Source organism: Pseudomonas sp. 5C2 (genome assembly GCF_034314155.1).
Lineage (GTDB): Bacteria > Pseudomonadota > Gammaproteobacteria > Pseudomonadales > Pseudomonadaceae > Aquipseudomonas.
In genome coordinates, this window is record NZ_JAVIWH010000002.1 from 2367877 (window position 1) to 2390965 (window position 23089).

17 protein-coding genes are annotated in these 23089 nt (G+C 57.9%); 7 read left to right on the forward strand and 10 right to left on the reverse strand.

The genetic code is table 11. The features are described from left to right. Positions 1-31: 31 nt before the first annotated feature. On the reverse strand, positions 32-1414 hold the full coding sequence (cysS, locus tag RGU44_RS11580) for a cysteine--tRNA ligase (protein ID WP_322217208.1): 1383 nt from the start codon (positions 1412-1414) through the stop codon (positions 32-34). A gap of 9 nt (positions 1415-1423) precedes the next feature. Then, positions 1424-3121, reverse strand: a complete 1698-nt coding sequence (locus RGU44_RS11585) for a glutamine--tRNA ligase/YqeY domain fusion protein (RefSeq protein ID WP_322217210.1) — start codon at positions 3119-3121, stop codon at positions 1424-1426. Between the two features lie 130 nt (positions 3122-3251). Here RGU44_RS11585 and RGU44_RS11590 point away from each other — a divergent pair, with 130 nt between their 5' ends. Both RGU44_RS11590 and lpxH read left to right on the forward strand, forming a co-directional pair. Next, positions 3252-3752 carry a peptidylprolyl isomerase gene (locus tag RGU44_RS11590; protein ID WP_322178267.1) on the forward strand — a complete coding sequence of 167 codons (501 nt, stop codon included), beginning with the start codon at positions 3252-3254 and terminating at the stop codon, positions 3750-3752. Continuing rightward, positions 3749-4492: a UDP-2,3-diacylglucosamine diphosphatase gene (lpxH, locus tag RGU44_RS11595; protein ID WP_322178266.1), complete on the forward strand. Its 744-nt coding sequence runs from the start codon at positions 3749-3751 to the stop codon at positions 4490-4492. The genes RGU44_RS11590 and lpxH overlap by 4 nt, the downstream gene beginning before the upstream one ends. 79 nt (positions 4493-4571) lie before the next feature. Here the strand turns inward: lpxH and RGU44_RS11600 are convergent, their stop codons facing one another. From RGU44_RS11600 to RGU44_RS11620, 5 genes are all read right to left on the reverse strand, one after another. Then, on the reverse strand, positions 4572-6104 hold the full coding sequence (locus RGU44_RS11600) for a DHA2 family efflux MFS transporter permease subunit (RefSeq protein ID WP_322217212.1): 1533 nt from the start codon (positions 6102-6104) through the stop codon (positions 4572-4574). A 63-nt stretch (positions 6105-6167) separates the two neighbouring features. After that, positions 6168-7400, reverse strand: coding sequence for an HlyD family efflux transporter periplasmic adaptor subunit (locus RGU44_RS11605; RefSeq protein ID WP_322217215.1), 1233 nt, complete (start codon positions 7398-7400; stop codon positions 6168-6170). A gap of 15 nt (positions 7401-7415) precedes the next feature. Then, a complete protein-coding gene (locus RGU44_RS11610; protein ID WP_322178263.1) occupies positions 7416-8885 on the reverse strand; it encodes an efflux transporter outer membrane subunit in 1470 nt (489 codons plus the stop codon). Next, positions 8882-9370, reverse strand: coding sequence for a MarR family transcriptional regulator (locus tag RGU44_RS11615; protein WP_322178262.1), 489 nt, complete (start codon positions 9368-9370; stop codon positions 8882-8884). Before RGU44_RS11615 ends, RGU44_RS11610 begins: the two co-directional genes overlap by 4 nt. A 249-nt stretch (positions 9371-9619) precedes the next feature. After that, the gene (locus tag RGU44_RS11620; RefSeq protein ID WP_407074573.1) at positions 9620-10234 is read right to left on the reverse strand and encodes a tRNA-(ms[2]io[6]A)-hydroxylase; all 615 of its coding nucleotides are present in this window, start codon (positions 10232-10234) and stop codon (positions 9620-9622) included. Between the two features lie 242 nt (positions 10235-10476). Between RGU44_RS11620 and RGU44_RS11625 the strand changes: the two genes are divergently transcribed. After that, positions 10477-11340 carry a universal stress protein gene (locus RGU44_RS11625; protein WP_322178260.1) on the forward strand — a complete coding sequence of 288 codons (864 nt, stop codon included), beginning with the start codon at positions 10477-10479 and terminating at the stop codon, positions 11338-11340. 47 nt (positions 11341-11387) lie between these two features. Here RGU44_RS11625 and RGU44_RS11630 read toward each other — a convergent pair whose 3' ends face one another. Then, positions 11388-11861 (reverse strand): DUF1289 domain-containing protein, encoded by a 474-nt coding sequence (locus tag RGU44_RS11630; protein WP_219061501.1) that lies wholly within the window; start codon positions 11859-11861, stop codon positions 11388-11390. Positions 11862-12266: 405 nt separating this feature from the next. Between RGU44_RS11630 and acnB the strand changes: the two genes are divergently transcribed. Next, positions 12267-14867: a bifunctional aconitate hydratase 2/2-methylisocitrate dehydratase gene (acnB, locus tag RGU44_RS11635; protein ID WP_322178259.1), complete on the forward strand. Its 2601-nt coding sequence runs from the start codon at positions 12267-12269 to the stop codon at positions 14865-14867. Between the two features lie 133 nt (positions 14868-15000). On the opposite strand, the gene RGU44_RS11640 is transcribed toward acnB, so the two are convergent. Then, positions 15001-19863: an NAD-glutamate dehydrogenase gene (locus tag RGU44_RS11640; RefSeq protein ID WP_322178258.1), complete on the reverse strand. Its 4863-nt coding sequence runs from the start codon at positions 19861-19863 to the stop codon at positions 15001-15003. Positions 19864-20362: 499 nt separating this feature from the next. Then, a complete protein-coding gene (locus RGU44_RS11645) occupies positions 20363-20581 on the reverse strand; it encodes an alkylphosphonate utilization protein (RefSeq protein ID WP_257604287.1) in 219 nt (72 codons plus the stop codon). A 173-nt stretch (positions 20582-20754) separates the two neighbouring features. Between RGU44_RS11645 and RGU44_RS11650 the strand changes: the two genes are divergently transcribed. The 3 genes from RGU44_RS11650 to RGU44_RS11660 all read left to right on the forward strand — a co-directional run bounded on the left by RGU44_RS11650 (position 20755) and on the right by RGU44_RS11660 (position 23088). Next, positions 20755-21114, forward strand: coding sequence for a hypothetical protein (locus RGU44_RS11650; RefSeq protein ID WP_322178257.1), 360 nt, complete (start codon positions 20755-20757; stop codon positions 21112-21114). Positions 21115-21158: 44 nt separating this feature from the next. After that, positions 21159-21908, forward strand: a complete 750-nt coding sequence (locus RGU44_RS11655) for an amidohydrolase family protein (protein WP_322217218.1) — start codon at positions 21159-21161, stop codon at positions 21906-21908. Positions 21909-22128: 220 nt separating this feature from the next. Further along, a complete protein-coding gene (locus RGU44_RS11660) occupies positions 22129-23088 on the forward strand; it encodes an AAA family ATPase (RefSeq protein WP_219061506.1) in 960 nt (319 codons plus the stop codon). Position 23089: the final 1 nt, after the last annotated feature.

Sequence of the window (23089 nt, forward strand, 5' to 3'; positions counted from 1 at the left end):
CCCTCGGGTGCCGTTTTTTATGGTTCAACAGTCAGTCCGCCAGACGCCAGGTCGTTCCACCCTTGCCGTCTTCCAACACCACCCCCATCGCGGTGAGCTGGGCGCGAATGCGATCCGATTCGGCCCAGTCCTTGTTGGCACGAGCGCTTAATCGGGCCTGGATCAGCGCTTCGACTTCAACCGCATCGACCCGACCCTCTGCGCCTGCACGCAAAAAGTCATCCGCCTCAAGCTGCAAAACACCCAACACACTGGCCAATTCTTTCAGACGTGCCGCCAAGCCCGCAGCTGCCGCCAGATCGGTGTCACGCAGACGGTTGATTTCGCGCACCATCTCGAACAGCACCGCGCAGGCTTCCGGCGTGCCAAAGTCGTCGTTCATCGCCGCGGAGAAACGTTCGACGAACGCTTCGCCACCGGCAGGCGCTACGGCAGGCAAGCCTTTAAGGGCGTGATAGAAACGTTCCAACGCGCCCTTGGACTCTTTCAGGCTGTCTTCGGAGTAGTTGATCGAGCTGCGGTAATGGCTGGACACCAACAGATAGCGCACCACTTCCGGCTGGTATTTCTCCAGCACGTCGCGAATGGTGAAGAAGTTGTTCAAGGACTTGGACATCTTCTCGCCATTGATGCGGATCATGCCGCAGTGCATCCAAGCGTTGGCGTACGGCTTGCCCGTGGCCGCCTCGCTCTGGGCGATTTCGTTTTCATGGTGCGGGAACTCGAGATCGTTGCCGCCGCCATGAATATCGAAGGTCTCGCCCAGGCAGCAAGTCGACATCACCGAACATTCAATGTGCCAGCCCGGACGCCCAGCGCCCCACGGTGAATCCCAGCTTGGCTCGCCCGGCTTGACGCCCTTCCATAGCACGAAGTCCAGCGGATCATCCTTGGACTCATCCACTTCGATCCGCGCACCGATGCGCAGGTCTTCGATTTTCTTGCGCGACAGCTTGCCGTAACCCACAAACTTGCCGACGCGGTAATACACGTCGCCGTTGCCCGGGGCGTACGCATAACCTTTGTCGATCAAGGTCTGGATCATGGCGTGCATGCCCGCGATATGATCGGTCGCGCGCGGCTCCATGTCCGGCGGCAGAATGTTCAGCCGCGCCTCGTCCTCGTGCATCGCATCGATCATGCGTGCGGTGAGCGCCTCGAATGACTCGCCGTTTTCACGCGCACGATTGATGATCTTGTCGTCGATATCGGTGATGTTGCGTACATAGGTCAAGTCATACCCGCTGAAGCGCAACCAGCGAGTGACCAGATCGAACGCAACCATGCTGCGGCCGTGCCCAAGGTGGCAGAAGTCATATACGGTCATGCCGCACACGTACATCCGCACCTTGTTGCCGTCCAGAGGTTTGAAGACTTCTTTGCTCTTGGTGAGCGTGTTGTAAATTGAGAGCACGATGATTCCTTAGCTCTGACCCCATGAGTCACGCAGCGTCACAGTACGGTTAAACACTGGCTGACCGGGTTTCGAGTCCTTGATGTCCGCGCAGAAATAACCTTCGCGCTCGAACTGGAAACGGTCTTCCGGCTGCGCTTGCGCCAATGACGGCTCAGCACGGCAACCCGTGAGCACTTGCAGGGAATCAGGGTTGATGTTGTCCAGGAAGCTGTCGCCGTCTTCCGCTTTGTCCGGGCTCGGCGAGCGGAACAGACGATCGTACAAACGTACTTCGCACTCGAGGCTTGCCGCTGCCGGCACCCAATGCACCACGCCTTTGACCTTGCGCCCTTCAGGGTTTTTACCCAGGGTTTCCGGATCGTACGAGCAATGCAGTTCGACGATGTTGCCGTCGGCGTCCTTGATCGCTTCGTCGGCGCGAATCACGTAACTGCCACGCAGGCGCACTTCGCCATTGGGCTCAAGACGCTTGTAGCCTTTTGGCGGCTCTTCAATGAAGTCATCACGGTCGATGTAGATTTCGCGCGCAAACGGCAGTTCACGTACACCCATGTCTTCTTTCGGGTGACGCGCCAACTCGAGCTTCTCGACCTGGCCTTCCGGGTAGTTGGTGATCACGACTTTCAGCGGACGCAGCACGCACATGGCACGTGGTGCGCTGTGGTCGAGGTCATCACGGATGCTGAATTCGAGCATGGCGAAATCGACAACGCCATCGGAACGGTTGGTGCCGACCATCTCGCAGAAGTTACGGATCGAGCCCGCAGTGTAGCCGCGACGACGGAACCCCGACAAAGTCGACATGCGCGGGTCATCCCAGCCATGCACATGCCTCTCGTCGACCAGTTGCTTGAGCTTGCGCTTGCTGGTGACGGTGTAGCTCAGGTTGAGACGCGAGAACTCGTACTGACGCGGATGGCTCGGCACTGGAAGGTTGTCCAGGAACCAGTCGTACAGCGGGCGATGGCCTTCAAATTCAAGGGTACAGATCGAGTGGGTAATGCCTTCGATGGCGTCCGACTGACCGTGGGTGAAGTCATAGTTCGGGTAGATGCACCACTTATCGCCGGTCTGATGGTGATGCGCATGGCGAATCCGGTACAGGATCGGGTCGCGCAGGTTCATGTTCGGCGAAGCCATGTCGATCTTGGCCCGCAGTACACGCTCACCGTCTTTGAACTCGCCAGCCTTCATCCGGGCGAACAGGTCCAGGTTTTCCTCGACGCTACGCTCACGGAACGGGCTGTTCTTGCCAGGCTCGATCAAGTTACCGCGGTATTCCTTGGACTGCTCGGGGCTCAGGTCGCAGACGAACGCCTTGCCAGCCTTGATCAGTACGATGGCCCACTCATGCAATTGATCGAAGTATTGCGAGGCATAACGCACTTCGCCGGCCCACTCGAAACCCAGCCACTTCACATCGCTTTCGATGGCGTCGATGTATTCCTGGTCTTCCTTGGCCGGGTTGGTGTCATCGAAACGCAGGTGCGTTACGCCACCGAACTCCTGAGCCAGACCGAAGTTCACGCAGATCGCCTTGGCGTGGCCGATGTGCAGGTAACCGTTGGGCTCAGGCGGGAAACGGGTCACGATCTGGGTGTGCTTGCCAGAGTCCAGGTCTGCCTGCACGATTGCGCGCAGGAAATTGGTCGGGACAGCAGGACCTGCCTTGGAATTCGCAGTGGAGTCAGTGGGCTTGCTCATAGGATCCTTGAACGTACAAGTGCGCGGCCAGGGTAGGCCGACTAAATCAAAGCGCTTATCATAGCCGAAGCTGTCAAGGTGTTGCGACCAGCGCGCGCCTTCCACGAATTCAAAACGAGTGATTTTTAAAATGTCCAAAGTCAAACTGAGCACGAACCACGGCGACATCGTCCTGCAACTGAACGCCGATAAAGCGCCGGAAACCGTAGCCAACTTTGTGCAGTACGTTAAAGAAGGCCATTACGACAACACTATATTCCATCGTGTGATCAGCAATTTCATGATCCAGGGCGGCGGTTTCGAGCCGGGCATGGCACAAAAGAAAACCCGCGCCACGATCAAAAACGAAGCCAACAACGGCCTTTCCAACCGAAAAGGCACCGTGGCCATGGCCCGCACCATGGAGCCGCATTCGGCGTCCTCGCAGTTCTTCATCAACGTGGGCGACAACGATTTCCTTGACCACACTGCACCGACCGTTCAAGGCTGGGGCTACACCGTCTTTGGTGAAGTGGTAGAGGGTATGGACACGGTCGAGAAGATCAAAGGCGTGGCGACCACCATGAAAGCCGGTCATCAGGACGTGCCCGCCGAAGACGTGATCATCGTGAAAGCCGAGATCATTGAGTGATATTGCTGATCTCTGATCTGCACCTGGAAGAGCAGCGGCCGGACATCACCCGGGCGTTTCTGGAATTACTCGACGGCCGGGCCCGCACGGCCGAGTCGCTGTACATCCTCGGGGACTTTTTCGAGGCATGGATCGGCGATGACGCCATGTCGCCGTTCCAACTGTCTATCTGCCAAGCCCTGCGCGCACTGAGCGACAGCGGCACGCTGGTGTTCCTGATGCACGGCAATCGCGACTTCATGATCGGTAAGGCGTTCTGCAAGGCGGCGGGTTGCACCTTGTTGAAGGACCCAAGCGTGGTCCAGCTCAATGGCGAGCCTGTGCTGCTGATGCATGGTGACAGCCTGTGTACCCGCGACGAAGCCTACATGCGCATGCGCCGTTACCTGCGCAACCCGCTGACCTTATGGGTTTTGCGTCATTTGCCCTTGGGCACGCGGCACAAACTGGCGCGCAAACTGCGCAGCGAAAGTCGCGCACAGACCCGCATGAAAGCCAACGACATCGTCGACGTTACGCCCGAGGAAATCCCACGGATCATGGCGCAATACGGTGTGCGCACGCTGATCCACGGTCACACCCATCGTCCGGCGATCCATAAACTGCTGATCGGCAACGATGCGGCGAAGCGGATTGTCCTGGGGGATTGGGATCGTCAGGGCTGGGCGTTGCAGGTGGATGAACAGGGGTTTCAGTTGGCGGCGTTTGATTTTGTGCCGGTACCGGCGCTGACTCACTGACACCATCGCGGCGGGACGCGTAGTTGCCAGCCCGCCACCATGAATTTTCGGAGAACCACAGACCTGCTTCTGGTGACCCTCAATGCCCCGCCGGCGGTCCAGCCTTCGCCGTAAACGGTGGTTTGGCCATCCACACCAGCACGATCAAGCCCATAAAAGCCCAGCCCAGCATGTGGAAGTAGTCGACGGTCGACATCATGTACGCCTGACTGTTGAGCATCCCCTCGAGTTGCGCGTAGGCCTGACTGCCCGCCCCGCCCAGATTGTTCAGCGCGTCGCGGGTCGCGGGCTCATAGGTGCTGATGTTTTCGCTCAAATAGGCATGGTGCTGATTCGCCCGCCGAATCCAGATCCAGGTGGTGAGCGATGCGGCAAAACTCCCTCCCAGGTTCCGCAGAAACGTCGCCAGCCCCGAGCCATCGGCGATCTGGTCAGGCGGCAAGTCAGACAGCAAGATGGTCAACGTCGGCATAAAAAACAACGCCACGCCAGCCCCCATAAAGAGCTGCACCAGTGCGATATGCTCAAAATCAACCTGATTGGTGAAATCGGCGCGCATGAAGCAGCTCAGCCCTATCGCAAAAAACGCCAGCCCGGCGAGCAGCCGCAGGTCGAATTTGTGCGCGTATTTTCCGACAAAGGGCGACATCAACACCGGCAGAATACCAATGGGCGCCACCGCCAGCCCGGCATAGGTCGGGGTATAGCCCATCTGTGTCTGCAGCCATTGCGGCAGTAGCAGGTTGATGCCGAAGAATCCGGCATAGCCCCCCACCAGGGTGATGGTACCGATGCGGAAGTTGCGAAAGGCGAACAGGCGCAAATTGACGATGGGGTGCCGGTCGGTCATTTCCCAAATGATGAATATTGCCAGGAAGACCACTGAAATGACGGTGCCTATCACGATGAAGCTGGACGCGAACCAGTCCAGATCATTGCCCTTGTCGAGCACGATTTGCAACGCACCTACACCCACGATCAACGTCAACAGGCCGACGTAATCCATGGGTTGTCGGCTGGTAACCACCGGCCGCGTACGCATTTGTGTGCGCACAACGAACGCAGCGAACAGACCGATTGGAATGTTGATGAAGAAAATCCATGGCCAGCTGTAGCTGTCGGTGATCCATCCACCAAGGATCGGCCCGGCAATGGGCGCCACCACCGTGACCATCGCCAGCAATGCCAGCGCCATCCCCCTTTTTGCCGGGGGATAAACCGCAATCAGCAGCGTTTGGGTCATGGGGTACAGCGGACCGGCGACCACCCCTTGCAGCACGCGAAAACCCACCAGCTCTGGCATCGACTGGGAAATCCCGCACAAAAACGACGCCATCACGAATAGCACGGTGGCCCAGATAAACAGTTTTACCTCGCCCACCCGGCGGCTGAGCCAACCGGTCAGCGGCAAGGCAATCGCGTTACTGACCGCAAACGAGGTGATGACCCACGTGCCCTGCTCCGAACTCACCCCCAGATTACCGGAGATGGTCGGCAAAGCGACGTTGGCGATGGTGGTGTCGAGCACCTGCATAAAGGTCGCCAGCGACAGGCCGATGGTGCACATCAACAAACTGGGCGGCGTAAAAGAGGCCGGGGCGGTCGAGCTCATCGCGAATCCTTTAACACTTGAACGTTGCTCCAGCCACAGGGCCGGAGCGGACGGATTGGCGAATCAGCGCTGAACCGTTCTGCTGTTGTTGGCGCTGTTATCGTGGATCAAACGCGTGATCAGGGCGTCGGCGTCGGCCAGTTGTTCTTCGTAGATATGGGTACTGAACGAGGCCTTCTGCGGCGGTTGCTGTGCCAGTACCGGGCCGCTCTGATCGTGCAGGTTGACGTTGGCCACGGTCGACAGGCCAATACGCAACGGATGCTCTTTCAACTGCTCGGCGTTGATGTGAATCCGCACCGGCACGCGCTGCACGATCTTGATCCAGTTACCGGTGGCGTTCTGCGCCGGCAGCAAGGCAAACGCGCCACCCGTGCCGGCACCCAGGCTGTCAACCGTGCCGCTGAACTTCACGTCACTGCCGTACAGGTCAGATTCAATGTCCACCGACTGACCGATGCGCATTTTGCCCAGCTGGGTTTCTTTAAAGTTGGCATCGATCCACAGCTGATCCAGAGGAATCACCGCCATCAACGCGGTGCCGGGTTGAACCCGCTGGCCCAACTGCACGGTACGCTTGGCTACGTAGCCGGTGACCGGGGCAATCAAGGTGCTGCGGGCGTTACCCAAGTAAGCCTGACGCAACTGCGCGGCAGCTGCTTTCACATCCGGGTGCGAGGACACCACCGTGTCGTCCACCAGCGCGGAGCTGGTAGCCAATTGCTGCTGGACGTTGTTCAACGCATTTTGCGCGGTCGTCAGGTCGTCGCGAGCATGGGACAACTCTTCCAGAGAGATCGCCCCGCCTGCGGCAAGATTCTTGCGGCGGTTGTAGTTGTCCTGGGCTTTCTGCACCTCGGCCCGTTGCGCGGCCAGCTGGGCCCTCATCCCGTCGACATTACTGTAAAGGCCGCGCACCTGGCGCACCGTCTTGCCCAGATTGGCTTCGGCGCTTTGCAGGCTGACTTCGGCATCGCTCGGGTCGAACTGGATAAGCACCTGGCCCTCTCGAACCAGATCGCCATCGTCGGCGCCGATGCTCACCACCGTCCCGGTGACCAGCGGGGTAATGACCACCACGTTGCCGTTTACGTAGGCGTCATCAGTGCTTTCGTTCCAGCGCCCGTAGATTTCATACCAGCCCCAGATACCGAGACCGCCGAGGATCACCAGCATCAGGACCACCAGCAGCCAGATCTTGCGCTTGCGCGGGTTCTGATCCCGATCTTTGTTCTGAACTTCGTTCTGAGCTTTTGGGTCGTGTACAGACGTCTTTTCGGTAGCGGCAGTAGCCATGACGATTACCTTGAGTTATTCAGTCAGCGAAGCGGTTGATGGGGTGTTCAGGCCTTGGCTTTCGCCTTGAAAGCCTCCGCCCAGTGCCTGCATCAACTGGATCGACAAATCGATTCGTTCGGCGTTGAGATCCGCCAGTTGGCGTTGTGACTGGAGCAATTGCTGTTCAATGCTCAGCACATCGAGGTAGTTGCCTATCCCCGAGCCAAATCGCTGGACCACCGTGTTGTAGGAGTCTTGAGCGATGTCGGTGGCGCGCTGTTTGGCGTCGATCTGACCACCGATGGCACGCAGTTGAGAGAGCGTGTCGCTGACATCACCCAACGCCCGAACCAGGCTTTTGTTGTACTGCGCGACGGCCAGGTCGTAATCGGCATCGCGAGCATCAAGATCGGCGCGCAGGCGTCCGCCGTCGAACAACGGCAAGGACACGGCAGGCGCGATATTGAAGAAGCGGCTGGCCGAACCGAACAGCGCGTCACCCAGCAAAGACTCGGTGCCTGCGGCAGCGCTCAGGTTCAGGTTTGGGTAAAAGCGGGTTTTGCCAGCGACAATACTTTTGCTCGCGGCTTCCACCCGCCAACGCGCGGCCACCAGATCGGGACGACGCCCGAGCAGCTCAGCTGGCAGCGCCGACGGCAAGGCAACTGCACTGGGCTGGAGAACCTTAGGACGGGCGATCTCTTCACCCCGGTCCGGCCCTTTGCCCAGCAACACCGCCAAGGCTATTTTCGCGCTACGCAGACGTTTTGCGGCATTGATCAGTTGTTCTTCAGAACTGGCTTCGAGACTTTGGGTCTGCTGGAACTGATAGCGACTGTCGATCCCGGACTTCAGACGACGGTCACCCAGTTCAAGCATTTGTTGGGTGCGTTTCAAGTCGTCAGCCGCCAGATCATGAACCACATGGGCCTGACCAAGGTCGCTGTAGGCGCGGGCAACGTCGGCCGCGAGGGTCAGTTGCGCGGCTTGCTGATCGACTTCGGCGGCACGTGCCTGGCCAAGTGCAGCTTCCCACGTGGCGCGTTGGCCGCCCCACAGGTCGAAGGTGTAATTGAAATTCACACCCAGATTACGCACGGTAGAGTAGGTACCACCCTCGCCTGTCGGGCTCTGATCGCGAGCCAGACGTGAACGACTGATACCCCCCTCGGCATCAACGGTCGGCATCCGTGCAGCGTCGGTGGCATACGCCGCGGCGCTGGCCTGATGCGCCCGGGCACTGGCAACTTGCATGTCTGGGCTGTCGCGCAATGCTTCACTGATCAGACCATCGAGTTGCGGGTCACCGAGGCTTTTCCACCAATCGCTTTTCGGCCAGACGGCGGGCGACAACGTCACGCCATCGAGCGTCTGCGCGGCCTGGAGGTTTTTCGCATCCAGGCGTGTGCCTTCGGGGCCAAGACCACGGTAACTGGCGCACCCGGCCAGGCTCATGGCGAGAAACACCAGACTCACTGAGGTCCGCAGAGTCAGGTTACTCATTTCCCACCTGTCGCTTTAACGCCTAGACGGGCAATAGTGATCTGATCATCGGCCGCCACCAGCACCTTGGTCAGTATCTGCTCAAGGCTCTGCAATTCGGCCGGTTCGAGCGCACCCAACAGGTCGTTCATGGCCTCGGCACCGATCTGCGGAAGGCGGTCCGAAAGCGTTTTCCCCTCTTCGGTCAACGCCAGATGTACCTGGCGCCGATCAGTGTCCGAGCGGGTGCGGGTGATCAGTTCTTTTTGTTCAAGGCGGTCCAGCATGCGAGTCATTGAGCCACTGTCGAGGGACAGGTGACGGCACAGGTCGGCCGGGGTGTCGGCAGAAAACTGGGCAATGATAACCAACACTTTAAACTGCGATGCGGTCACACCGTACGGCACCAGATGCGTGTCCAGCAGGCGATCTTTGAGCGCGTTCATGCGCCCGATCAACAGACCCATGAGACCGGAGTTGAAGTTGTCAGACGTGAAATGCTTCATCGAACCACCAAAAAGCTGCCTAGGCAGAGAGCTGGCGAAATACTACTGCCTAGGCAGCGAATGTCAATGCATTAATTAGCAAGCTTGCTAGTTGGACGGACAACAGCCGTTTTTATAACCCTATCGAACAACAGATGGACCTGGACACCCGCAGCGCATCCATCGGCAAAGTCGTGGCCGTCAAAAGCCGCGAAAGCGCGCCGCGGGCCTATTCACACAGAACGTTGTGCGACTGTAGGCTGAGGAGCTTTAATCTCGGGGCTGAGGGCTCGGAATACCACTGTGAAAGCGGAACTCGACATCGGGACTGTCGATGAGGCTGGCTTCGAGTACCCTGACTTTTTCGACGGTCCGCTCAACGTCAGCAGCTTCACCGTATTGATAGGCCAGCTTGAGGTAACCCTGGAAATGCCGGGCTTCACTTTTCAGCAACCCATCATAGAAGCGGCCCAGCTCTTCATCCAGATACGGCACCAGGGCTTCGAAACGCTCACAGCTTCGGGCTTCGATAAACGCACCCACCACCAGCGTATCGACCAGTTTGACGGGCTCATGGGTCCGCACCGCTGCTCTCAGCCCAGAGGCATAACGACTGGCTGACAATGCGCGCCATTCGATTTTGCGCTTTTTCATCAGCCGCAAGACCTGTTCATGGTGCACCAACTCCTCACGGGCGAGGCGCGACATCATCATGACCAAGTCAGGATACGAACCGTATTTGGCGATCATGCTCATGGCAGTGCTGGCGGCCTTGAATTCACAGTTCTTGTGATCGAGGAGCATCTTTTCCTGATTGGCCAACGCCGCCTCAATCCAGCCCGCGGGGGTCCTGCACCCTAGAAACTCATGGATTTCAGGCAGCACGGGCGCCCTCGAAACCTTGGTTACAGGATGTGAAGCGTCGATTTCAGGGTTCAGTTGCATAGGCTCACAGCACGGCTGGGTGGGCAAAACGCAGCATTATACGAGGGCAGAGCGAATGAACCAGCGCCTTGCAGCAGATTTGACCTGATCTGGATCAACAACCCAGTCAGCGGACTGCAACTATAGTTGTAGCTAAACAGCCGCCGTGAAAATAGTCAGTCGCATCTAGGGAGATCCAACTCATGCAAGCCGTTCGCAGCATCCTCGTGATAATCGAGCCTCAACATGCCGAAAGCCTGGCCCTTAAACGCGCCAAACTGATCGCAGGGGTGACTGGCGCACATCTGCATTTGCTGGTCTGCGACAAAAAACATGATCACTCGGCCCTGCTCAGCGTTCTCACGACCGGGTTGATCAGCGAAGGCTTCAGCGTTACCGCCGAGCAAGAGTGGAACGAGACGCTGCATCAAACCATCATTGATGCTCAGCTGGAAAAAGGGTGTGGCCTGGTCATCAAGCAGCACTTCCCCGATAACCCGCTGAAAAAAGCGTTGCTGACTCCCGATGACTGGAAATTGCTGCGGCTATGCCCAAGCCCGGTGCTGATGGTCAAAACCTCGACGCCGTGGACTGGCGGGGTGGTTCTGGCGGCGGTTGATGTCGGTAATTCTGACGGTGAGCACCGTGCCCTGCACTTCAACATCGTTGATCACGGCTTCCAGATTGCCGCGCTGGCCAAGGCGCAATTGCATGTCATCACCGCGCACCCTTCACCCATGCTGTCAGCCGCCGATCCGGTGTTTCAGCTCAAAGAAAGCATCGAAGCGCGCTACCGGGATCAATGCCGGGCGTTTCAGGCCGAGTTCGATGTCGATGACGCCCACCTGCACATCGCCGAAGGCCCGGCCGACGTGCTGATCCCTTATACCGCGCGCAAACTCAACGCGGTCGTCACCGTGATCGGCACTGTGGCGCGCACGGGTATTTCCGGCGCACTGATCGGCAACACCGCCGAAGTGGTGCTCGATTCACTGGAAACCGATGTGTTAGTGCTGAAAACCGAAGAAATCATTGCTCATCTGGAAGAGCTGGCGGCCAAGGGCTGATAGCGTTTGTGCCCGTTACATCGCCTTCGCGAATGGCTTGAAGCGATTTACCTGACGCCAAACGCATCCTTGAGAAAACCCGGGGCGATGTACCGTTCGTAATGGGCTTCTGACAGCAGAAAAAACTCGCGATCAATCGCATCGCGCAGTTCTGGCAGGGCCCAACTACGAAACTCCGGCATCAGCACCACCCCATACGCATCAAGCTGACTGATAACCCGCGCACCGCGGGCAATCAGTTGGTAGGCCCAGCAATAGGCCGACTGATGTGGCACAAAGCGGATTTTGCGTTTTTCCAGCTGCTGACGCAGCTTGGCAGCGTCGAACACTTCAAGCTTGGCGGTCATGACCTGGACGAGCAGTTGTTCCAGGCGCAGCCAGACCGCACGCTTTTCATCCTCGTTGTAACCATTCCAGTTGATTACTTCGTGGTGGAATCGCTTGCAACCACGGCACACCAGATCCCCATAAACAGTAGAACAGAGGCCGATGCAGGGAGTCTTGATGGTTTGATTGGACATGGTCGAGAGGACGGCAACAGGCAAAACAAGCGCGCATGTTAGCCCTTTGTCTAACGAGGGTCACCCCTGAACATGCAGGGTCTAACTTACCTTTACCCGATTTTTGCCGTAGAATCATCGAGCCTTTTAAGGCGCCAATGTCCGTTAGAAGCTGTTTTCAAAGCGTCACGAGCACAGTCAAGTAACCCAGCAGTCCGGTGTTGATGCAGGTATTTCTCTTCGAAAAATTCTGTGTCGACACTCATCAGCCGTCCTGCAGGCGTAAAACTTTGAAAACAGCTTCTGTAAGAAATTACCGACTCCCCGGCCAAATGGCTCAAAAAGCCTAAAAAGCGCATGGGTGCGGATAATTTTCTGGATGAGCGTCCCGGACACCCATTTGGGACCACTGATGAGGGTAATACTGTGCTTGAAGCCTACCGTAAACACATCGAAGAGCGTGCCGCCCAGGGTATCGTGCCCCAGCCGCTTAACGCCGAACAAACCGCAGGCCTGATCGAGCTGCTGAAAAATCCCCCGGCTGGCGAAGAAGCTTTCCTTGTCGACCTGATTACAAATCGCGTTCCACCAGGCGTTGACGAAGCTGCATACGTCAAAGCTGGCTTCCTGTCCGCTCTGGCCAAAGGTGAAGCCACCTCTCCGCTGATCGACAAAAAGCGTGCTGTTGAACTGTTGGGCACCATGCAAGGTGGCTACAACATCGTCACCCTGGTTGACCTGCTGGACAACGCTGAATTGGCGCCAGTCGCTGCCAAAGAACTCAAGCACACCCTGCTGATGTTCGACGCGTTCCACGACGTGGCTGAAAAAGCCAAGAACGGCAACGTTCATGCTAAAGGTGTTCTGCAATCCTGGGCCGACGGCGAGTGGTTCCAGAAGCGCCCTGTTCTGGACGACAAAATCAGCCTACGCGTGTTCAAGGTCACCGGCGAAACCAACACCGACGACCTGTCCCCTGCACCTGATGCCTGGTCCCGTCCTGACATCCCGCTGCACGCCCTGGCCATGTTGAAAATGGCCCGTGACGGCATCGTGCCTGATGAACAAGGCGTGACTGGCCCGATGAAGCAGATCGAAACCATGCGCGGCCAAGGTTTCCCTATCGCCTACGTCGGTGACGTGGTCGGTACCGGTTCTTCGCGTAAATCAGCCACCAACTCGGTGCTGTGGTTCTTCGGCGACGACGTTCCTTTCGTACCGAACAAGCGCTCCGGCGGCTTCTGCTTCGGTAACAAGATCGCTCCAATCTTCTACAACACCATGGAAGATGCCGGCGCTCTGCCGATCGAATTCGACGTTTCCCTGATGAACATGGGCGACGTGATCGACCTTTACCCGCATGCCGGTAAAGTCACCAAGCACAACAGCGAAGAAGTCCTGGCCACCTTCGAAATGAAGACCCCGGTACTGCTCGACGAAGTTCGTGCTGGCGGCCGTATCCCACTGATCATTGGCCGTGGCCTGACCGAAAAAGCCCGTACCGAACTGGGTCTGCCACCTTCGACCCTGTTCAAGCTGCCTGAACAACCGGCTGCCAGCACCAAGGGTTTCACCCTGGCGCAGAAAATGGTCGGCAAGGCATGCGGCGTCGCCGGCGTTCGTCCAGGCACGTACTGCGAGCCGAAGATGACCACCGTCGGTTCCCAGGACACGACTGGCCCGATGACCCGCGACGAATTGAAAGACCTGGCTTGCCTGGGTTTCTCTACCGATCTGGTCATGCAGTCTTTCTGCCACACCGCGGCATATCCAAAGCCGATCGACGTCAAGACTCACCACACCCTGCCTGACTTCATCATGACCCGCGGCGGTGTTTCCCTGCGTCCGGGCGATGGCATCATCCACAGCTGGCTGAACCGTATGCTGCTGCCGGACACCGTCGGTACCGGTGGTGACTCGCACACCCGTTTCCCAATGGGGATTTCTTTCCCGGCCGGTTCCGGTCTGGTCGCGTTCGCTGCTGCCACGGGCGTTATGCCGTTGGACATGCCGGAATCGATCCTGGTCCGCTTCAAAGGCAAAATGCAACCTGGCGTCACCCTGCGTGACCTCGTTCACGCCATTCCTTACTACGCGATTCAGGCTGGCCTGCTGACCGTAGAGAAGAAAGGCAAGAAAAACGCATTCTCCGGTCGCATCCTGGAAATCGAAGGCCTCGACAACCTGAGCATCGAACAGGCTTTCGAGCTGTCCGACGCCTCTGCCGAGCGTTCCGCTGCCGGTTGCACCATCAAGCTGTCGAAAGAGTCGATCGCCGAGTACCTGAAGTCCAACATTACCCTGCTGCGCTGGATGATCGGCGAAGGCTACGGCGATGCTCGTACTCTGGAACGTCGTGCTCAAGCGATGGAAGCCTGGGTTGCCAACCCTGAGCTGATGGTTGCCGATGCTGACGCCGAATACGCCGAAACCATCGAAATCGACCTGGCTGACATCAAAGAGCCTGTGCTCTGCGCGCCAAACGACCCGGACGACGCCCGTCTGCTTTCCAGCGTTGCTGGCGAGAAGATCGACGAAGTATTCATCGGTTCGTGCATGACCAACATCGGTCACTTCCGCGCTGCAGGCAAACTGCTGCAGAAAGTTGAAGGTTCGCTGCCAACCCGTCTGTGGCTGTCGCCTCCGACCAAAATGGACGCGCACCAGTTGACCGAAGAAGGCTACTACGGCATCTACGGCAAAGCTGGCGCACGCATGGAAATGCCAGGTTGCTCGTTGTGCATGGGTAACCAGGCACGCGTTGAACCTAACGCTACCGTGGTGTCCACGTCGACCCGTAACTTCCCCAACCGTCTGGGTGATGGCGCGAACGTTTACCTGGCCTCGGCCGAGTTGGCGTCTGTTGCATCGATCCTGGGTCGCCTGCCGACCGTTGAGGAATACATGGCCTACGCGAAAGAAATCGACACCATGGCAGCGGACGTTTACCGCTACCTGAGTTTCGACCAGATCGCCGAGTTCCGTGAAGCTGCAGCGAACGCCAACATCCCGGTCGTTCAAGCGTAACGAAACACCGCGTTGAAAAAACCCCGTCCTGGTGACGGGGTTTTTTTTGCCTTCAATACTGTCAGAGTCAGAAAACAAAAAAGCCCCACATCTCGCGATGCAGGGCCCTTTGTTACCGCTTCAACTCACACCATCAAACCACAACCGCCTGACCACTCATCGCCAAATCCAGCAACTCACGGTTGGCGACGGCATACATCGCGTAGTCAGTTCCGCTGGCCGCACGCAGCTCAACCAGCATTGCCCGCCAGCGCTCGACCATTGGCAGGTGCTGTTCAAGCCACAATGTCAGGCGCGCTTCGACATCCGCCGGAGCATCCGGCATCTGCAGGACCGACACAGTGATCGCCCGTTGCTGCCAGTCGATGTCGTCACGGAAGGCTTCACGTGCCAGGGCCTGCCAGTTGTTTTCCACCGGCAGGTTGCTGATCTGTTGCAAGTACCAAGTCACGTCCAGCGCGCTGCCCACGGCGAAGTAAGCCTTGGCCACATCGGCAGCGTTCTGCCCGGTGACATCCGACGCTTCGATGATTGGCAACAGCGTGTACAAGTGGCTGGTGCCTGCGACCATGCGCGCCAGCAACTCGGGTACGCCGGCTTCGACATACGTTTGATAACGAGCCTGCCAGACTTCCCGGGTCGGGCCTTCCAGCAGCTCGTCAAGCTTGAGACCCAACGCCGCGATGTGCGGACCGAAGTGTGCGACGTCGCGTCCAGCATCCAGTTCGTTGCGACGGCTACGCAGGAACCAGCGCGTGGCGCGACGACCCAGACGCATCAGCTCGTCCATCAGGGCTAACTGGATTTCGGCCGGAACCTTGTAATCCAGGGCCTCGATCTGCCGGAACCAGTGCGGCAGGTGGAAGATGTCCCGCACGATCACGTAAGCGCCCGCCACATTGGCCGCACTCATGCCAGTGGACTCTTTGAGCCGCTGAACGAAGGTGATGCCCATATGGTTGACCAGGTCGTTGGCGATCTGGGTGCTGACGATTTCGCGCTTGAGGCGGTGACGACGCATGGCCTCGGAGAACTTGGCGGCCAGCGAAGGCGGGAATGCCGTCTCCATGTCGCGCACCAGATAATCGTCATCTGGAACGCGGGACCCGAGCAGCGATTCCTTGAGGTCGATTTTGCTATAAGAGATCAGCACCGACAGTTCGGCACGGGTCAGGCCATGGCCCGCCCCAGTCCGCTCGGCCAACTGCTCTTCGGTCGGAAGGAACTCGATGGCACGGTCCAGCTTGCCACGCGCTTCCAGATCGCTCATCAGACGCTTGTATTCAGCGATCCGCTCATAAGCGCGACGCGCGGCCAGGGACAAGGCCTGCGTCTGCTTATAGTTGTTGCCCAGCACCAGGCTGCCGACTTCGTCGGTCATGCTTTCGAGCAGCAGGTTTCGCTGCTTCTCAGTCATGTCACCGGCCTGAACGACTTCGTTGAGCAGAATCTTGATATTCACTTCGTGGTCGGAGCAATCCACACCACCGGCGTTGTCGATGAAGTCGGTATTGGAGCCGCCGCCATTGAGGCCGAACTCGACCCGACCCAATTGGGTCATGCCCAGGTTGCCGCCCTCGCCCACTACTTTACAGCGCAGTTCATTGCCGTTCACACGCAGCGCATCGTTGGCCTTGTCGCCGACATCGGCGTGGCTTTCTTCGCTGGATTTGACGTACGTACCGATACCTCCGTTCCACAGCAGATCCACCGGCGCCTTGAGCAGCGCATTGAGCAACTCGGTCGGGGTCAGCTTGTCGGCCGTGATGTCGAAGCGTTCTTTCATCTGTGGGCTGATGGCGATGCTTTTCGCACTGCGCGAGAAGATCCCGCCGCCTTCGGACATGATGCTGGCGTCGTAGTCGCTCCAGGCCGAACGCGGCAGATCAAACAAGCGCTGGCGCTCGATGAAACTGTTGGCCGGCTCAGGATTCGGATCGATGAAGATGTGCAGGTGGTTGAACGCAGCAACCAGCAGCAGCTTGTCGGACATCAACAAGCCGTTGCCGAACACGTCACCGGCCATATCACCGATACCGATCACACTGATGCTGTCTTGCTGGACGTTGATGTCGCGTTCACGGAAGTGACGCTGCACACCGACCCACGCGCCTTTAGCGGTGATGCCCATTTTTTTGTGGTCGTAACCGGCCGAACCACCCGAGGCGAAAGCATCGCCGAGCCAGAAGCCGTAATCGATGGCAATCCCGTTGGCGATATCAGAGAACGTTGCGGTACCTTTGTCAGCTGCAACGACGAGGTACGGATCATCCTCGTCATGCCGTACCACATTGGTCGGCGGCACCAGGCCACCGTCCTTGAGGTTGTCGGTGATGTCCAGCAAACCGGAAATGAAGATTTTGTAGCAGGTGATCGCTTCAGCCTGAGTCTCGTCACGGCTGCCGCCAATCAACGGCAGGCGACGCGGAATGAAGCCACCTTTGGCGCCCACTGGCACGATGACCGAGTTCTTCACTTGCTGGGCTTTTACCAGACCCAACACTTCGGTGCGGAAGTCTTCCTCACGGTCCGACCAGCGCAAGCCACCACGAGCGACGTTGCCGAAGCGCAGGTGCACACCTTCGACCCGTGGCGAATAGACGAAGATCTCGAATTTTGGCACCGGCTTGGGCAGCTCGGGAATCAGGCGCGGGTTGAACTTGAAGCTGAAGTAGCTTTTGTTCTGACCGTTGGCGTCCGGTTGGTAGAAGTTGGTCCGTAAGGTAGCTTTGATCAGGTCCAGGTAACGACGCAGGATGCGGTCTTCGTTGAGCACCTGAACGTTGTCCAGTGCCGCCAGAATCGCTTGTTCCAGGCGCTGCTGCTTGTCTTCCAAGTCGTCGGAAGTCAGTTTTCGCGCCAGATAGAAGCGCGTTTTGAACAACCGCGTCAGCTCGCGAGCGATATCGGTGTGGTTGTTCAGGGTGCTGGCGATATAACCCAGATCAAAGCCCAGACGAATCTGCTTCATGTAACGGGCATAAGCACGCAGCAACGCGACATCGCGCCACGGCAGACCCGCCGTCAACACCAGACGGTTGAACGCATCATTTTCGGCATCGCCGCTCACGATATGTACGAACGCATCTTGCAGCGTGTCATTGAGTTGCTGAATGTCGAGGTTCAGGCCTTCACCCGCCGTAAAGGCAAAGTCGTGAATCCAGAACTCGCGGCCATTTTTTCGAAGCAGGCGATAAGGGAACTCACCCAGCACGCGCAGGCCAAGGTTCTCCAGAATCGGCAGGACGTCGGACAAGGCCAGCGGGGTATCGGCGTGGTACAGCTTGCAATGCAGTTGCTGCTTACCGGCTTGCGCCAGCGGCTGGTAGAAGCTCATCACCAACGGATTGGCTTCAGTCAGGCTGAGCAAATGCTGCATGTCGACCACGGCCGAATGCGCAGCAAAGCGCTCACGGTAACCGGCCGGAAAACCTTTAGGGTAGTCGGACAGCACATTGGTGCCGTGGGCTTCGCCGAAGCTTTCGATAACGAGGCTGGAGTAATCGTCCTGCCAAGACCGGCAAGCCTGTACCACTTCGTTTTCCAGCTGCTGTGCGTCGATGTCGAGACGGCTTTTCGGGTCCACTCGCAGGATCAACTGCACGCGCGCCAATACTGACTCGGAGAAGAAGGTCCAGAATTCGCAATCGCTGGCCTTCAAGCGATCCATCAGTACTTGCTGGATTTTCTGCCGGACTTCGGTGGAATAAACGTCGCGCGGCACATAGGCCAGGCAGTAGCAGAACCGGCCATACGGGTCCTTGCGCAGGAACACGCGAATCTTGTTGCGCTCCTGGATCTGGACGATGGACATCACGGTGCTGAACAACTCGTCCACCGGGGTCTGGAACAGATCATCACGCGGCAGCACTTCCACCACCTGCGCCAATTCCTTGCCCAGATGCGCCTTGGCATCGAAACCGGAGCGACGCTCGACTTCGGCAACCTTGCGGCGAATGTAAGGGATCTGACGCACGCTCTCGCCGTACACCGATGAGGTGTACAGGCCCATGAAGCGGCATTCCTTGATCACTTTGCCGGTAGCATCGATCTTGCGGATCGACACGTAATCCGGGTACGCCGGGCGATGCACCCGGCTTGGGTGTGCGGCCTTGGCGAACGACAGCAACATCGGCTCTTGCAGATAATTCACTGCGTAGTCTTCGATGTGCAGGTCTTCTTTGGTCAGCCCTGCGCGCAGCAGCTTGGTCAGACCGAGGAAGGACGACTCGTCATACACGAGATAGCCGCCGCCATTGTCATTACGGACTTCGAACTCTTCGTAGCCAAGGAAGGTGAAGTGGTTGTCCACCAGCCATTGCAGGAAGACCTTGACCTCGGACTTCTCGCCTTCTTCAACGGCAAACTCAAGGGTGTCGATACCGGCCAGCAGCTCGTTGATCTTGACCTTCATCGGTTCGAAGTCAGCGACCGCGATCCGTACTTCATCCAGCACTTGCTCGAGTTCACGAACCAGCACATTCATTTCGGCAACATTGGCGCAGCGATCAATCTCCAGGTACATCAGAGACTCTTCCAGGATGTCCTCGCCGTGAGAACCCTTGGGCAACAACTCCAGCAATTCGCCCTTGCTGCCGCGACGCACGCTCAGCACGGTGGTTTGCAGGGTGTGAATGCTGTAACCGCGACGGTTCAGCTCGGTACGGACCGAGTCCACCAAAAACGGTAGATCGTGATGCAGAACCTCGACCGCGGTGTGGGTCGACTGCCAGCCATGGCGCTCGTAATCAGGGTTGTAGACCCGCACTTGCGGATGAATATGTTCGAAACGTTCAAGCAGTCGCCAGGCAGACAAGGTGCAACCGGCCAGGTCGGATAGCCGGCGCTGGGTCAGTTCATCAAGGGAAATAATGCCGAAGAATTGCTCAGCGAACAGCGCCACTTGTGGCAGTGCCTGTTCACTGATGTGCTGCGCCAGTGCCGCTTGCAGTTGATGCTGGAAGTCGGACTTGCTGGCTGCGGTGAAGAACGCCATCTGTGGTACTCCGCTTGGGCTTTTTATTGATAGAAGCGTCGCATCCCGTTCAGGGAATCGCCATCACGCGTGCTGAGTTTCAAACAAACGCAGCACAGCATGACAGGGTAATGAAGCTAAAGAACAAACGCTCGTCACGATCGGGTAGTCACATTCATTTTCCCGAGAGTGAACTCGGTGAAGAAAATGGGCATCTACAAAAACGACTGCCCGGGCGGGCTGTGTCTTTAGAGGTGTCCATCCTGCTGCGAAGCTTAACGATAGCGGGCCCGACCCTGCTTGCGGTGCTGCGACATATTCGGTCATCGGCACGTAACAGGCGCGCGAAATCCCCTCTAAATAGAGGTCGACACCGAATCAGGTGTTCTTGAATGATCAAGGGAAGGCATTGCCGAGACTGAGAAGAGGATCACAGCCAGCCGGATGAAGCGGGGGATTGTGGATAAAACGTCACGGGGTGCGATTGCGCACCCCTGGACAAGCAGCCGATGATCAGGGATCAGGCTTTTTTCAAGAACTCGGTACGCAATACCAAGCCTTTGACTTTCTCGACCTTGCATTCAACTTCATCTTCGTTATCGGTCAGGCGAATGCCCTTGACCATGGTGCCACGCTTGAGCGTGACCGAAGTGCCTTTGACTTTAAGGTCCTTGATCAGCGTCACTGAGTCGCCGTCGGCCAGTTGGGTACCATTGCTGTCTCTAACAATCAGGGTCATATCGAGTAAACATTCTTAAGCATTACGAAGGTGTAATGGCCCGCATTATAGCCCCTGCCCCGCCCAATAAAAACCTAGCAGGCCACTGGGACATAGCGTGTAATTAACCGACAAACAATCGCCGAGACTGGCAAAATCAAATTTTGTCTGCCTCGATAGATCAGGAAACCATCATGCAAATCAACGCGACCGCCCTCATCGTCAACCCTTGCGATGACGAATACGACGATATGGCCTTGTTCTGCTGCCACGGGGAAACAGGCGATCTGTTCTCGCTGACCCGCTTCCCTGACGAGAATCAGGTGGAGATCACAGTCGGTGACGACAAGACACTGACCCTGGAAAACTTGAAAGTCACCTTCAGCGCCGAACGCCTGCTGGTTGAAATCGACCCCGCCGACGCTGAGCAGCTCGAGGGTCATGTCACCTATGAAATTCGTCACACAACACCGGCGGACGAGTTGCGTGATGTCCAGGAAACCTTGCAGATCATTCTGGAAGACATCGGTACCTACGTCAGCGAAATTGCCTGAACCCCATCGCTTGATCGTCAACCGACACTAAGACGGGAACAGTCATGACCCCATCGATTTTCGATGCCCACTGCCACATCATCGATTCGCGCTTTCCCCTGGTGCCCAACAACGGTTATCTGCCCGAACCTTTTACCGTCGAGGATTACCTGGCCCAAACCCGGCCACTGGGCGTCACCGGCGGTGCGGTGGTGTCCGGTTCTTTCCAGGGCTTCGATCAAGGTTATCTGCTCGACGCCCTGCATCGACTAGGGTCAGGCTTCGTCGGCGTGACCCAATTGCCAGGCCGCGTGACTAACGCCGAACTGCAAACCCTGAATGGCTTTGGGGTGCGCGCACTGCGCTTTAACCTCAAGCGTGGCGGTTCGGAGCAACTGGACCAGCTTGAAGCGCTGGCCCATCGCGTGCACGAGCAAGTGGGATGGCACTCTGAGCTGTACATCGACTCCCGTGAGTTGCCCGAGATTGAACAACGCCTGCTGCAATTGCCGGCGATCAGCATTGATCATCTGGGTTTGAGCAAAGAGGGTCTGCCCAGCGTCCTGCGTCTGGCCGAAAAAGGCGTACGTATCAAGGCCTGCGGTTTTGGTCGGGTGGACTTCCCGGCAGCCTCGACACTAAAAGACATTTTCGCCGCCAACCCCCACGCCCTGATGTTCGGCACCGACCTGCCCTCCACTCGTGCGCCACGGCCGTTTGCAGCGAGCGATATCGAACTGCTGATCGATGCAGTGGGCGAACAAGGCGCACGGCTGGCGCTGTGGGACAATGCGACGGCATTTTATCGGGTGTAAGTACTGCGGAAGGCCGTGATGGAGATTTATCCAGCAGCAATCTCCTACACAGCTTAAACACGACACGTCAGACAATTCCGATATTTACGCAGGTTAAATCCGACAATCCCGGAAAAAAGCCCATAGCCGTTAGTCGGCACAGCCCCGGATGGATTAAAGTAACACCCCCAACCTCAGCGTCGTTTGACGCTGTCGGTCACCCTGCCAGGAACAGTCAACGATGGAACATCGTGAAGCGCTGATTGCGCTGCGAACCTTTCTCTCAACGCAGATTCTCGGCCAGGAAAAACTGATCGAGCGGCTGTTGATTGCCCTGCTCGCTGACGGCCACATGCTGGTCGAGGGCGCACCGGGTCTGGCCAAGACCAAAGCGATCAAGGAACTGGCCGAAGGCGTCGAAGCACAATTCCACCGCATTCAATTCACCCCTGACTTGCTGCCTGCCGACATCACCGGCACCGAGATCTATCGTCCGGAAACGGGCAGCTTCGTCTTCCAACAGGGGCCGATCTTCCACAATCTGGTGCTCGCCGACGAAATCAACCGGGCCCCGGCCAAGGTTCAGTCAGCCTTGCTGGAGGCCATGGCCGAACGTCAGGTCAGTGTCGGGCGCAGCACCTATGAACTGTCGCCGCTATTTCTGGTGATGGCGACGCAGAACCCCATCGAGCAGGAGGGCACCTATCCGCTGCCCGAGGCCCAGCTCGACCGCTTCCTGATGCACGTCAAAATCGGCTTCCCGGACGCGGCAGTCGAACGCAAGATCCTTCAGCAAGCTCGCGGCGAAGCACTTAATGGTGAAACCAAGCCAGAACGCCGGGTCAGCCAGCAGGCGATTTTCGCTGCACGCAAGGAAATCCTCGGGCTGTATATGGCCGATGCGGTGGAGGAATACCTGGTACAGCTGGTGATGGCCACGCGCACACCCGCCAAGTTCGACCCGGAAATGGCCGACTGGATTGCTTACGGCGCCAGCCCGCGTGGCTCGATTGCCCTGGACCGCTGCGCACGGGCTCATGCCTGGCTGGCTGGCCGGGATTTCGTCAGCCCCGAAGATATTCAGGCGGTGCTGTTCGACGTGTTGCGCCACCGTATTATTCTGTCGTTCGAAGCGGAAGCCGCCGGTATCGATCAGGACCGCGTGATCCAGCGCATCCTCGACGTCGTGGCTGTCGCCTGAC

Excerpts from the sequence above, each read along its gene's own strand:
- RGU44_RS11585 (WP_322217210.1), bottom strand. The coding sequence starts at position 3,121 with ATGAGCAAGCCCACTGACTCCACTGCGAATTCCAAGGCAGGTCCTGCT.
- RGU44_RS11590 (WP_322178267.1), top strand. The coding sequence starts at position 3,252 with ATGTCCAAAGTCAAACTGAGCACGAACCACGGCGACATCGTCCTGCAA.
- RGU44_RS11600 (WP_322217212.1), bottom strand. The coding sequence starts at position 6,104 with ATGAGCTCGACCGCCCCGGCCTCTTTTACGCCGCCCAGTTTGTTGATG.
- RGU44_RS11605 (WP_322217215.1), bottom strand. The coding sequence starts at position 7,400 with ATGGCTACTGCCGCTACCGAAAAGACGTCTGTACACGACCCAAAAGCT.
- RGU44_RS11610 (WP_322178263.1), bottom strand. The coding sequence starts at position 8,885 with ATGAGTAACCTGACTCTGCGGACCTCAGTGAGTCTGGTGTTTCTCGCC.
- RGU44_RS11615 (WP_322178262.1), bottom strand. The coding sequence starts at position 9,370 with ATGAAGCATTTCACGTCTGACAACTTCAACTCCGGTCTCATGGGTCTG.
- RGU44_RS11625 (WP_322178260.1), top strand. The coding sequence starts at position 10,477 with ATGCAAGCCGTTCGCAGCATCCTCGTGATAATCGAGCCTCAACATGCC.
- RGU44_RS11630 (WP_219061501.1), bottom strand. The coding sequence starts at position 11,861 with ATGTCCAATCAAACCATCAAGACTCCCTGCATCGGCCTCTGTTCTACT.
- RGU44_RS11640 (WP_322178258.1), bottom strand. The coding sequence starts at position 19,863 with ATGGCGTTCTTCACCGCAGCCAGCAAGTCCGACTTCCAGCATCAACTG.
- RGU44_RS11645 (WP_257604287.1), bottom strand. The coding sequence starts at position 20,581 with ATGACCCTGATTGTTAGAGACAGCAATGGTACCCAACTGGCCGACGGC.
- RGU44_RS11650 (WP_322178257.1), top strand. The coding sequence starts at position 20,755 with ATGCAAATCAACGCGACCGCCCTCATCGTCAACCCTTGCGATGACGAA.
- RGU44_RS11655 (WP_322217218.1), top strand. The coding sequence starts at position 21,159 with ATGACCCCATCGATTTTCGATGCCCACTGCCACATCATCGATTCGCGC.
- RGU44_RS11660 (WP_219061506.1), top strand. The coding sequence starts at position 22,129 with ATGGAACATCGTGAAGCGCTGATTGCGCTGCGAACCTTTCTCTCAACG.